General features: G+C 45.4%; 11 protein-coding genes and 2 tRNA genes. 1 reads left to right on the forward strand and 12 read right to left on the reverse strand.

Features of this window, described 5'->3' with window-relative positions:
- Window positions 1-4: 4 nt before the first annotated feature.
- The 9 genes from rimP to rlmE form a co-directional block, all read right to left on the reverse strand.
- Window positions 5-460: a ribosome maturation factor RimP gene (rimP, locus tag NEJAP_RS18790; protein WP_201348618.1), complete on the reverse strand. Its 456-nt coding sequence runs from the start codon at window positions 458-460 to the stop codon at window positions 5-7.
- Window positions 461-583: 123 nt separating this feature from the next.
- A tRNA-Met gene (locus NEJAP_RS18795) sits at window positions 584-660 on the reverse strand.
- A 49-nt stretch (window positions 661-709) separates the two neighbouring features.
- A tRNA-Leu gene (locus NEJAP_RS18800) sits at window positions 710-795 on the reverse strand.
- 15 nt (window positions 796-810) lie between these two features.
- On the reverse strand, window positions 811-1,170 hold the full coding sequence (gene secG, locus NEJAP_RS18805; protein WP_201348619.1) for a preprotein translocase subunit SecG: 360 nt from the start codon (window positions 1,168-1,170) through the stop codon (window positions 811-813).
- Window positions 1,171-1,175: 5 nt separating this feature from the next.
- Window positions 1,176-1,937 (reverse strand): triose-phosphate isomerase, encoded by a 762-nt coding sequence (tpiA, locus tag NEJAP_RS18810; RefSeq protein WP_201348620.1) that lies wholly within the window; start codon window positions 1,935-1,937, stop codon window positions 1,176-1,178.
- A 38-nt stretch (window positions 1,938-1,975) separates the two neighbouring features.
- Entirely contained in the window at window positions 1,976-3,331 is a 1,356-nt protein-coding gene (gene glmM / locus NEJAP_RS18815) for a phosphoglucosamine mutase (protein ID WP_201348621.1), read from the reverse strand.
- A 1-nt stretch (window position 3,332) separates the two neighbouring features.
- On the reverse strand, window positions 3,333-4,187 hold the full coding sequence (gene folP / locus NEJAP_RS18820) for a dihydropteroate synthase (protein WP_201348622.1): 855 nt from the start codon (window positions 4,185-4,187) through the stop codon (window positions 3,333-3,335).
- 64 nt (window positions 4,188-4,251) lie between these two features.
- The gene (ftsH, locus tag NEJAP_RS18825; protein WP_201348623.1) at window positions 4,252-6,225 is read right to left on the reverse strand and encodes an ATP-dependent zinc metalloprotease FtsH; all 1,974 of its coding nucleotides are present in this window, start codon (window positions 6,223-6,225) and stop codon (window positions 4,252-4,254) included.
- An 85-nt stretch (window positions 6,226-6,310) separates the two neighbouring features.
- The gene (rlmE, locus tag NEJAP_RS18830) at window positions 6,311-6,928 is read right to left on the reverse strand and encodes a 23S rRNA (uridine(2552)-2'-O)-methyltransferase RlmE (protein ID WP_201348624.1); all 618 of its coding nucleotides are present in this window, start codon (window positions 6,926-6,928) and stop codon (window positions 6,311-6,313) included.
- Window positions 6,929-7,023: 95 nt separating this feature from the next.
- On the opposite strand from rlmE, the gene NEJAP_RS18835 reads away from it, so the two are divergent.
- Entirely contained in the window at window positions 7,024-7,326 is a 303-nt protein-coding gene (locus tag NEJAP_RS18835) for a YhbY family RNA-binding protein (RefSeq protein WP_201348625.1), read from the forward strand.
- A gap of 30 nt (window positions 7,327-7,356) precedes the next feature.
- On the opposite strand, the gene greA is transcribed toward NEJAP_RS18835, so the two are convergent.
- Genes greA through carA form a run of 3 tightly spaced genes read right to left on the reverse strand, consistent with a single transcriptional unit; the run spans window position 7,357 to window position 12,233 of the window.
- Window positions 7,357-7,833 carry a transcription elongation factor GreA gene (greA, locus tag NEJAP_RS18840; RefSeq protein ID WP_201348626.1) on the reverse strand — a complete coding sequence of 159 codons (477 nt, stop codon included), beginning with the start codon at window positions 7,831-7,833 and terminating at the stop codon, window positions 7,357-7,359.
- Between the two features lie 10 nt (window positions 7,834-7,843).
- The gene (gene carB / locus NEJAP_RS18845; RefSeq protein ID WP_201348627.1) at window positions 7,844-11,050 is read right to left on the reverse strand and encodes a carbamoyl-phosphate synthase large subunit; all 3,207 of its coding nucleotides are present in this window, start codon (window positions 11,048-11,050) and stop codon (window positions 7,844-7,846) included.
- A gap of 46 nt (window positions 11,051-11,096) precedes the next feature.
- Window positions 11,097-12,233 carry a glutamine-hydrolyzing carbamoyl-phosphate synthase small subunit gene (gene carA, locus NEJAP_RS18850; protein WP_201348628.1) on the reverse strand — a complete coding sequence of 379 codons (1,137 nt, stop codon included), beginning with the start codon at window positions 12,231-12,233 and terminating at the stop codon, window positions 11,097-11,099.
- Window positions 12,234-12,489 lie beyond the last annotated feature (256 nt).

Below are 12,489 nucleotides of genomic sequence, written 5' to 3' on the forward strand. Positions count from 1 at the left end.
ATCGTTAAAACTGCGGAATAACCTGAGCCCGATCAATCAAATCAATCGGTAACAAAAACTCTTCATCGTCCACAACCAGCAGAATATCTTCGCCTTCAATGCCATTTAAAATCCCTTTAAAATTTCGTCTGCCATCAAATGGTACGCGAAGACGAATTTGAACTTTGCTTCCTGCAAAGGCACTGAATTGCTCCAATGTAAATAGCGGCCTATCCATTCCAGGGGAAGACACCTCTAATGTATAGACACCACTAATAGGGTCTTCTACATCAAGTATTCCACTGATTTGATGGCTCACAGCCGCGCAATCATCCACAGAGACACCTTCTTCGCGTTCTATATAGACACGTAAGGTGCTGTGTTTCCCCTGTGAAATGTGATCAATACCCCATAGCTGACAGTCAAGTGACTCAACTATAGGTTTTAACATCTCTTGTAATAATTTCAGCTTTGCTGACACCCACTAACCTCTAACTTTCGTAAAGCAGAAATAAAAAATGGGTCTTTATAAGACCCATTTCTGCGAAATCAAACTTAACCATACTTACGAAAAAGCCCCTAAAAAGGGGCTATTTCAAAAATATGGTAGCGGGGGCCGGATTTGAACCAACGACCTTCGGGTTATGAGCCCGACGAGCTACCAGACTGCTCCACCCCGCATCAGAAACAGGCGCATATTATACATATAATACGTACCTTTGCAAACATATGGTGCCCAAGGCCGGACTCGAACCGGCACAGCCATAAGCCACTACCCCCTCAAGATAGCGTGTCTACCAATTCCACCACTTGGGCTTTACTCTTTACTACCTAATTCGCTGTTGGAATATCCGTTTCTGCAGGCGCTTCAATTTTAGGTTCATCTAAAACAGGCAAGGTCGATTGCTTTTCTTGCACCGCTTCAACCGCAGGAATACCCGCATCACCAATAGAGCCCGCTTGCTCCTTAGCATAAACAGCCAATACAAAACTTGTCGCAAACAAAGCTGTTGCCAACACTGCCGTCATACGACTTAAAAAATTACCCGACCCCTGACTACCAAAAACGGTCTGAGATGCGCCGCTACCAAATGCAGCGCCTGCTTCAGCACCTTTACCCTGCTGTAACAACACCAGAGCAATAATACCAGCAGCAAGAACAACATGAGCAGCAAGAACCAGAGTTTCCATATTACCTACCGTTTAAGCACTTCTGCAGCCGCACTGCAGATAGCTAAAAATTCATCAACCTTCAATGAAGCTCCTCCAACAAGACCACCATCTATATCTGGCTGGGAGAAAAGCTCCTGCGCATTAGCAGCGTTAACACTGCCGCCATACAGTATCGACATATTATGCGATACTTCTATACCTGCTAACTCAGCAACCAAGTTACGAATTAACTCATGTACTTCTTGTGCCTGCAACGGGGAAGCCGTTTGACCTGTCCCTATTGCCCAAACAGGTTCATAGGCAATAACTACATTAGAAGTCTGCTCTGTACTTAGCAGACTTAAACCCACTTTTACCTGAGTAGCTATAACATCGGCATACTTACCACCATCCCTATCTTCGAGTGTCTCTCCAACACACAAAATAGGCGTGATATGATTTTCCAAGGCAGCAACAACTTTTTTTGCTACTAGCAAATCATCTTCACCGAAGATTGCACGCCTCTCTGAATGCCCTAGAATGACATACTCACAACCCACATCAGATATCATCGATGCAGATAGCTCGCCAGTAAAAGCACCCGACTTTTCATAAAAAAGATTTTGTGCGCCAACCTTTACTGCTTTTGCTTGCTGAATTGCTTCATGCAAATACACAGAAGGCGGGAAGACAACAGCGTTTACAGGTTCGGAAAAACTAGCCTTATTAAGAGCTAACAACATCTCACCAACAAACTGTTGAGAGCCATTCATTTTCCAATTTCCAGCGACTATTAAGTCACGCATCGCCATCCTCCATAAAAGAGGCGCAAATATTAACCGAGTTACTCGTTACTGACAAGCGCTTCAAGTGCTTTTCCTACCTCTTTTGCCAACTCTTCACAGAGTTTTTGAATAAACTCTTTATCTTCACCTTCTAGCATCACTCTAACTAGCGGTTCAGTTCCTGAAGGACGTAACAAGACCCGGCCAGAGTTACCCAACTGAGCTTCTACATCCTTGACAGCCTGCTGAATAGACTCAACACTACGAATATCAACTTTTGCAGTCGTGCGAACGTTAATCATCACTTGCGGCATTTTATGCATGCCTTTTTTCAAGTCATGCAAATTCTTACCGGATTCAAGCATTGCTCGCAGTACCTGAAGCGCTGAAATGGTACCATCTCCAGTAGATGTCAGGTGGCGGCATACAACATGCCCTGAACTCTCTCCACCTAAAACCCAATCATTTTCTGCCAATAGCGCCATTACGTAACGGTCACCAACATTAGCTCGTACAAAAGGTATCTCAAGCTTAGCCAATGACTGCTCTAATCCGAAGTTGCTCATCAAGGTTCCAACAACCCCTCCCTGCAAAACTCCTCGCTGATGCATTCTCTCAGCAATGATATACAGCGCTTCATCTCCATCAATCACTTCACCGAGGTGATCAACCATCATGAGACGATCACCGTCTCCATCCAAGGCAATACCAAGGTCCGCCTTTTCAGCAACGACTACTTTTTGTAACCGCTGTGGGGCCGTCGCACCACAAGCTTCATTAATATTTAAGCCATCCGGAGACGAAGCGACTTCAATAACATTAGCACCCAGCTCTGATAACACTGCCGGTGCCACATGGTAAGTCGCACCATTAGCGCAATCCAAGACGATTTTAAGGCCCGACAAGTTAAAGCCTACTGGAACGGACGACTTACAAAACTCTATATAGCGACCTGGTGCATCTTCTATACGCCTTGCCTTACCTAGACTAGCCGAATCCACCGTTGTCATCACCAAGTCCATCTGAGCTTCAATAGCGTGCTCTATTTCATCAGGTAACTTCGTACCTTCTGCTGAAAAGAACTTAATACCATTATCTCCGTAGGCGTTATGTGATGCAGAAATAACAATACCGGCATTAGCCTGAAAGGTTCGGGTCAAATAAGCGATAGCCGGTGTCGGCATTGGCCCTGTGAGTAAAACATCAACACCCGCAGCAGAAAGACCCGCTTCTAGAGCCGACTCAAACATATAGCCAGAAATACGCGTGTCTTTACCTATTAAAATCTTACTACGACCTTCACGAGCAAACACTTTACCTGCTGCCCAACCCAGCTTGAGCATGAAATCAGGGGTAATCGGAAACTGGCCAACACGACCACGAATACCATCTGTACCAAAATACCTTTTACTCACATCACTCTCCTCTTTCATACATAACGGCTTCGGTCATACGTACAACATCTACTGACTCTAATACATCATGAACACGGATAATTTTAGCTCCCTTCATGACGCCAATGGCCACTGTGGCCAAACTACCTGATAGTCGCTGATCAACTTCCCGATCCAGCACTCCTGCTATCATACTTTTGCGCGAAGTCCCTATAAGAAGAGGCAAAGCAAAATCATGCAACGCATCCAAACGATTCAGTAGCGCCAAATTATGCTCAAGCGTCTTACCAAAACCGAACCCCGGATCTAGCAACAATCGCTGCGCGGATATACCTGCGTCAGTACATGCTTTAATTCTTTCATTAAAAAACGCAGCCACCTCATCAATAACATTAGTATAGATAGGAGCATCCTGCATATCTTGCGGAGACCCCTTCATATGCATAAGGCAAATGGGCAGCCCAATTTCAGCCGCCGCCTCCAATGCCCCTGGAACACTTAATGCTCGGACATCATTAATCATGCCTGCACCTAATTGTGCCGCATTAATTATGACTTCAGGCTGACTCGTATCAACTGAAATCATTACATCTAATTCTTTTGATATTATATCGACAATAGGAAGCACTCGATCGAGTTCTTCTTGCAGCGTAACTTTTTTCGCCCCTGGACGAGTTGACTCTCCACCAATATCGATGATGGACGCCCCCTCTTTCACCATCTGAGCCGCTCGCTGTAACGCACTATCAAGCGATAACTTATTGTGTTTGAACAGCGCTCCTCCATCTGAGAAAGAATCCGGAGTGACATTCAAAATACCCATCACATGCGCGTATTGAAGGTCTAGCGCCCGTAAACCACACTGCAATATAGTCATTATTCGCCTACATATAAAAAAACCGGATGCTCAACACATCCGGTTCTTTTTAACTCAATTATACTTAAACTGTTTTACCATCTTCATCTACATCACCTGCGCCATCATCCGATGGTTTTACAGGTTCGTCAGCATCTGCTGGCGCAGAATCTACCTCAGGCTGCTCATCAGAAACTGGCGTCCCTGAATCACTATCTGCCGCTGAAGAATCATTTTCATCAACCCAACCTTCAGGTGGAGTCACGTCTTTACGTTCCATCAGCTCGGATATCTGATCACTACTGATCGTTTCATACTTCATCAACGCCTGCGTCATACTCTCAAGGATGTCGCGATTATCATCCAGAAGAGCTGTCGCTTGCGTATAGCACTCATCTATAATTTTACGTACTTCAGCATCAATACGGCGCTGCGTCTCTTCAGCTAACGGTTTAGCTCCTTGACCATAACCTCGACCAAACGGGTCGTCACCTTCCTCATCGTAAAGCAATGGACCTAGCTCTTCAGACAATCCCCATTTAGTGACCATGTTCCGGGCCATTGAAGTCGCTCGCTGAATATCGTTTGAAGCCCCTGTCGTCACACCATCTTTACCTAGGGTCATTTCTTCTGCAATTCGGCCACCATAGAGGGAGCAAATATTAGAAATAATAGTCGATCGGCTATGACTGTAACGATCTTCTTCCGGTAAAAACATAGTCACACCCAACGCACGTCCACGAGGTATGATAGAAACCTTATAAACAGGATCGTGCTCTGGCATCAGACGACCAACAATCGCGTGTCCTGATTCATGATATGCCGTGTTCAAGCGCTCTTTGTAAGACATAACCATAGATTTACGCTCAGCGCCCATCATGATTTTATCTTTAGCTTTTTCAAACTGCTCCATTCCTACTGTACGCTTGCTGTCACGAGCGGCAAAAAGAGCGGCCTCATTAACCAAGTTAGCAAGATCGGCACCAGAGAACCCCGGTGTACCACGAGCAATCAGCTCAGGCTTAACATCATCACCGATTGGCACTTTGCGCATATGCACTTTTAGAATCTGCTCACGGCCACGGATGTCCGGCAAACTCACATGAACCTGGCGGTCAAAACGCCCTGGACGTAGTAGCGCCGGATCCAAAACATCAGGTCGGTTGGTCGCTGCAATAACAATGACGCCTTCCGTTCCTTCAAAGCCATCCATCTCGACAAGTAACTGATTGAGTGTTTGCTCACGCTCATCATTTCCGCCACCCATACCCACACCACGGCTACGACCAACAGCATCAATTTCATCGATGAAGATAATGCAAGGCGCATGCTTCTTCGCTTGTTCGAACATGTCACGCACTCGGGACGCACCCACACCTACGAACATTTCAACAAAATCAGAACCAGAGATAGAGAAGAACGGTACTTTCGCTTCACCTGCAATAGCTTTTGCTAACAAAGTTTTACCCGTACCAGGGCTACCCGCCATCAGCACTCCACGTGGAATGTGCCCACCTAGTCGCTGAAATTTTCCTGGGTCACGTAAGTATTCAACCAGCTCACCCACTTCTTCTTTTGCTTCTTCAACACCAGCAACATCGTCAAACGTAGTCTTTATTTGATCTTCACTCATCATGCGTGCTTTTGATTTACCAAAAGACATTGGGCCGCCTTTACCACCGCCGCCCTGCATCTGTCGCATAAAGAACATAAATATTGCGATGATGATCAGTATTGGAAATGACGCAACGAGGAGCTGTGTCCAGACACTTTGCTGCTCAGGCTGCTTACCTTCAACGATCACATTGTGAGAAAGTAAGTCATCTACTAGTTTAGGGTCCTGTAAAGCAGGACGAATTGTCTGAAAGCGTTCACCATTACTGCGCTGCCCATGAATGGTGTATCCATCTATCACTACTTTAGAAACTCGGTCAGACTGAACTTCAGTCACAAAATCCGAATAAGTCACACGGCCTGGATCGCTTTCGGCGCTGAAATTATTGAAGACCGTCAACAAGACCGCCGCAATAACCAACCATAGAACCAGATTCTTTGCCATATCGTTCAAAAGACAACCCTCAATTTAATAGCGTCATAAAGCATCGAATAAACTACATCAGTTTAGTTGCTTTGACTAATAAAACTCATTTAAAACCACGCCCGATTATATAAACTTCTCGCGACCTCGCACGGGAAGAATCTGGCTTACGCGTAACTACTCGATCAAAATTTGCGCGGACATCCATCAAATACTGATCAAAACCTTCACCCTGAAACACTTTTGCTACAAAATTGCCTTTCGGTTTCAGAACGTCTTTTGCCATCGCCAACGCTAATTCAACTAAATACATAGCCGCTGGTTGATCAATAGAGTTCATACCACTCATATTGGGGGCCATATCAGAAATTACAAGGTCTGCTAAATCACCATCCATCACAGCAAGGATTTCATTAAGCACTGACTCTTCGGTAAAATCACCCTGAACAAACTCGACTCCCGCCAACGAATCCATAGGAAGAATGTCAGACGCCACCACACGGCCGCTATCTCCGACTAGCTCTGCCGCAATTTGTGACCACCCACCAGGAGCAGCACCTAGATCAACCACTGTCATGCCTTTTTTAAACAGGTTATCCTTTTCCTGTATATCTAAAAGCTTGAAGCTGGCACGTGAACGGTAGCCTTTCTCTTTAGCTAGTTTGACGTACGAATCATCAAAATGTTCCTTCAGCCACGCTTTACTTGTTTTTGATCTTGCCACTAATTTTTCTCTATAGTTTTACGCTGAGCCCGTCTCAGGTAGAATATACTTTTTAAATGTGGCCCAGCCACCCCTAATGAGATGTCTATTTTAGTATGAGCCTGACACCCGAGCAAAAGAAACAATATCGCACCATCGGCCATAGCCTGAATCCACTTGTGACCATCGCAGGTAAAGGGATGACAGAAAACATTCAATTGGAGGTGGATAGAGCGCTTGAAGACCACGAGCTTATTAAAGTGAAGTTCGCGGTTGGCGACAGAGATGTGAAAAAGCAATTAATTAAAGAGCTTTGCACTATCGTTGAGGCGACTATTGTTCAGGAGATAGGCAACATAGCCTTAATTTACCGCCCTGCACTACAACCTAACCCCAAACTATCTAACCTTTTACGTTAAAAAAAGCCGCCCATAAAGGCGGCTTTTTTGTTAAAGGTGTAGCACCTCTTCTATCTCATATTCAACAACACCGCTCGGGGTTTGAATACCCGCCACATCACCTTCGGTCTTGCCAATCAAGCCTCGAGCAATAGGTGAGTTGACTGACAACTTACCAATTTTAATATCTGCTTCATCATCACCTACAATCTGATAGCGCACAGTTTCATCAGTATCACAGTTAATAATAACCACAGTCGTTCCGAATATTACTTTCCCAGAACATGGAATCGCTGTAACATCAATCACTTGTGATTGTGACAGCTTACTTTCCAATTCTTGGATACGTCCTTCAATGAAACCCTGCTCTTCACGTGCAGCATGATATTCAGCATTCTCTTTTAGATCACCATGCTCACGAGCATCAGCGATAGCCTGAATCACACGCGGTCGATCAGCAGTCTTAAGGGTAACAAGCTCTTCACGAAGTGCTTTTTCGCCACCCACTGTCATAGGAACACGACTCATTAGTAAGCCCTCAATGCAAATCTTGTAAACGACGAACTACTTTCTCTTCACCATACTCAAGCGCCATAGTAACCGCTTCAGCTCCGGCCAGAGTTGTAGTGTAAGGGACCTTATGCTGTAACGCACTACGACGAATTTCTGCCGAGTCCGCTGTTGCTTTACGTCCTTCTGTTGTATTTACAACATAAGCAATCTCGCCATTTTTTATCATATCGATAATATTTGGACGCCCTTCTGTCACTTTATTAACAACATCTACCGGCAACCCATGATCTTTCAAGAAGGCCGCTGTACCGCCAGTAGCAACTAGTGAAAAGCCAAGAGCTAGCATTGATTTAGCAACAGGCACTGCGCCTTCTTTATCGACATTACGTACAGATATAAAAGCTTTTCCTGATTGCGGCATTTTCTCACCCGCACCAATCATAGCTTTCATAAATGCTTCGCCGAAAGTTTCTCCGGTTCCCATCACTTCACCAGTAGACTTCATCTCTGGAGAGAGAACTGGGTCAACGCCTTGAAACTTATTAAATGGGAATACTGCTTCTTTAACGTTAAAGTATTCAGGAATTATCTCTTCAGTAAAGCCAATCTCTGTAAGCTTTTTACCAATCATGACTAAAGCTGCTACCTTAGCTAAAGAAACACCAATGCATTTCGATACAAAAGGAACCGTACGAGATGCACGAGGGTTCACCTCTATCACATAAATCTCACCGTCCTGATACGCTAGCTGTGTGTTCATTAAGCCAACAACGCCTAATTCAAGCGCCATTCTCTTAACCTGATCACGCATCTCATCCTGAACATCTTTAGGAAGATTGTAAGGAGGGAAAGAGCAAGCAGAGTCCCCTGAATGCACGCCGGCCTGTTCAATATGCTGCATAATCGCACCAATGACGACTGTTTCACCGTCACATATAGCATCGATATCAACTTCTATAGCTGCATTTAGGAAGTGGTCAAGCAGTACTGGCGCTTCATTAGAAACTTGAACAGCTTCTTTCATATAACGACGCAGCTCGGATTCTTTATAAACGATCTCCATTGCGCGCCCACCCAGTACATACGAAGGGCGAACCACTAAAGGATAACCAATTTTTTCTGCTTCAATAACGGCCTGCTCAAGCGAGCGAACAGTTGCGTTTTCAGGCTGCTTCAAACCAAGACGCTGCAACATTTGCTGGAACTGCTCACGGTCTTCAGCACGATCAATTGCTTCAGGAGAGGTACCAATAATCGGCACACCCGCTTGCTCTAGAGCTACGGCGAGCTTGAGCGGCGTTTGGCCACCAAACTGAACAATAACGCCTTTAGGCTTCTCTACATCAACAATTTCCAACACATCTTCAAGCGTGATCGGCTCAAAGAACAGACGATCAGATGTATCGTAGTCGGTAGATACAGTTTCAGGATTACAATTAACCATAATAGTTTCAAAGCCAGCTTCACGCGCGGCAAGCGCAGCATGAACACAGCAGTAATCAAACTCGATACCTTGGCCGATACGGTTAGGACCACCGCCAATCACCATGATTTTTTCACGATCAGATGGGTTAGCTTCGCACTCTTCTTCATACGTTGAATACATGTAAGCCGTATCTGTCGAGAACTCAGCTGCACAGGTATCAACACGCTTAAAGACAGGGCGAATATTCAAATTATGACGGTGTTTACGGAACTGCTTCTCGCTCACGCCTAAGAGTGTCGCTAAACGCGCATCAGAAAAGCCTTTACGCTTCAACCGATAGACTTTATCTGCATCAAGCTCAGTCAGCGTCATTTTTGAAACGCGTTGCTCGTCTTGAATAAGGTCTTCTATCTGCACCAAGAACCACGGATCAATACCAGAAATGCTATACAACTCTTCAACGGTCATTCCCATACGGAACGCGTCGCCTAGATACCAAATACGTTCAGCACCAGGCTGCTTCATTTCACGTACGATATCGGAACGCGCATCTTCGCTATCTAGATCAACGATAGGATCAAAGCCTGTAGCACCTACTTCTAGGCCGCGTAGAGCCTTTTGCAAAGATTCTTGCTGTGTACGGCCAATAGCCATTACCTCACCCACAGATTTCATCTGAGTGGTGAGTCGGTCATTAGCTTGCGGGAATTTTTCAAATGTAAAGCGAGGAATCTTCGTAACAACATAATCAATAGCCGGCTCGAAAGACGCGGGAGTAGCGCCACCGGTAATATCATTCTGTAGCTCGTCCAGTGTATAGCCAATAGCTAATTTCGCTGCAACTTTAGCAATAGGGAAACCTGTCGCTTTTGATGCCAAAGCTGAAGAGCGAGAAACGCGTGGGTTCATCTCGATGACAACCATACGGCCATCTACCGGATTAACACCAAACTGCACGTTAGAACCGCCTGTCTCAACACCGATCTCACGCAGTACTGCCAATGAGGCATCTCGCATGATCTGATATTCTTTATCTGTTAGTGTCTGAGCAGGAGCGACTGTAATAGAATCGCCGGTATGTACACCCATCGCATCGAAATTTTCAATTGCACAGATGATGATGCAGTTATCGTTTTTGTCACGAACAACTTCCATCTCATACTCTTTCCAACCGATCAGTGATTCATCGATCAATAGCTCATTCGTTGGTGAGAGGTCCAATCCACGTTCGCAGATTTCAAGAAACTCTTCCATGTTATAAGCGATACCACCACCACTCCCCCCCATCGTAAACGATGGACGTATAATACATGGGAAGCCAAGCTGAGCCTGGACTTGTTGAGCTTCTTCGATACTGTGAGCAATGGCTGCGCGGGGGCATTCCAGACCAATTTTCTTCATCGCTTTATCAAAACGAGAGCGGTCTTCTGCCTTATCGATGGTATCGGCATTAGCCCCGATCATTTCAACACCGAATTCAACCAAAACACCTTCGCGTTCAAGATCAAGAGCACAGTTCAGCGCTGTTTGCCCACCCATAGTCGGCAGCAATGCGTCTGGACGTTCCTTCTCGATAATCTTAGCGACAGTTTCCCAAGTAACGGGCTCGATATAAGTGGCATCGGCCATTGCTGGGTCAGTCATAATGGTAGCAGGGTTAGAGTTAACCAAAATAACTCTGTAGCCTTCTTCACGCAGCGCTTTACACGCCTGCGCACCAGAATAATCGAACTCACATGCCTGACCGATAATGATCGGCCCTGCTCCTAAAATCAGTATGCTTTTTAAATCTGTGCGTTTTGGCATTGTATAAACCGGTCGAATCTAATTACTTAGCTGATCAATATATCAATCAGGCGTTTTTGCTTTTTCTCATCTCTGTTACAAAGCGATCAAACAGAGGCGCCACATCACGTGGTCCAGGGCTCGCTTCAGGGTGTCCCTGAAAACTAAACGCCGGACGGTCTGTACGCTCAATTCCTTGCAGGGACTGATCAAATAGAGACTTATGAGTAGCGCGAATCGTATCAGGTAAGCTTGTTTCATCTACAGCAAAACCGTGGTTCTGACTGGTGATCATCACTCGCGTAGTATCGATATCCTGTACCGGATGGTTCGCACCGTGATGCCCAAACTTCATTTTGACAGTTTTTGCACCAGAGGCTAACGCCAGCAGCTGATGCCCAAGACAGATGCCAAAAACAGGCACATCTGTTTTGCATATTTCCTGTATAGCAGAAATAGCATAGTCGCAAGGCTCAGGGTCACCAGGGCCGTTGGACAAGAACACACCGTCCGGGGATAAACCAAGCACTTCTGAAGCAGGCGTCTGTGCAGGAACGACGGTTACTCGACAGCCTCTTTCTACCAACATTCGTAAGATATTGCGCTTCACACCGAAATCATAAGCAACCACATGATACGGCTGAGTAGTCGCGTCTTTTTCTTCATGACCTTTGCCTAACTGCCAAGTCGATGAGTTCCACTCATACTTCTCGCAAACGCTAACTTCTTTAGCTAAATCCATGCCTTTTAAGCCAGGAAATGCCTTCGCTTGCGCTAATGCAGCCTCGTCATCTACAGCGCCGGCCATAATACAACCGTTTAGGCAGCCTTTTTCACGAAGAATACGTGTTAAACGACGCGTATCAATATCTGCAATACCCACAATGTTGTGGTCTTTCAAATACTGATCCAAAGTTTTCTGACTTCTAAAATTACTCGCAACAAGCGGTAAGTCACGAATCACCAGCCCTGATACCCATGTGCCAGCTGATTCTTCGTCCTCATCATTCGTGCCAACATTACCTACATGTGGATAAGTTAATGTCACTATTTGTCTGCAATAGGAAGGGTCTGTCAGAATTTCTTGATAACCGGTCATGGATGTGTTGAAAACAACTTCACCACTGGATTGACCGTCCGCGCCAATAGCAATACCCCTGAAAATACTGCCGTCTTCAAGGGCCAGAATGGCTGGTCTTGTCAATTGAACCTCCCCGCGTGTGCTGCGACTTTACAGAAAACTATATACGACACCTGAAAAAAAACGAGGTACTACCTCGCTTTAAAACCGGAATTCTTGGTACTACCTGCATACAGCAGGTAAACGGCGGTATTTTAGTCGATCCATCAAGCGCTGTCCATGCTCCCTCCTAGACTTCCGTACCTAACTTCATAAAATCGTCACACTATATTCATATGCTATTCAAACTAAATTCAGCAATCTACAACTAAGGCCTGCG

Origin of the sequence: Neptunomonas japonica JAMM 1380, assembly GCF_016592555.1 — a bacterium.
Lineage (GTDB): Bacteria > Pseudomonadota > Gammaproteobacteria > Pseudomonadales > Balneatricaceae > Neptunomonas > Neptunomonas japonica_A.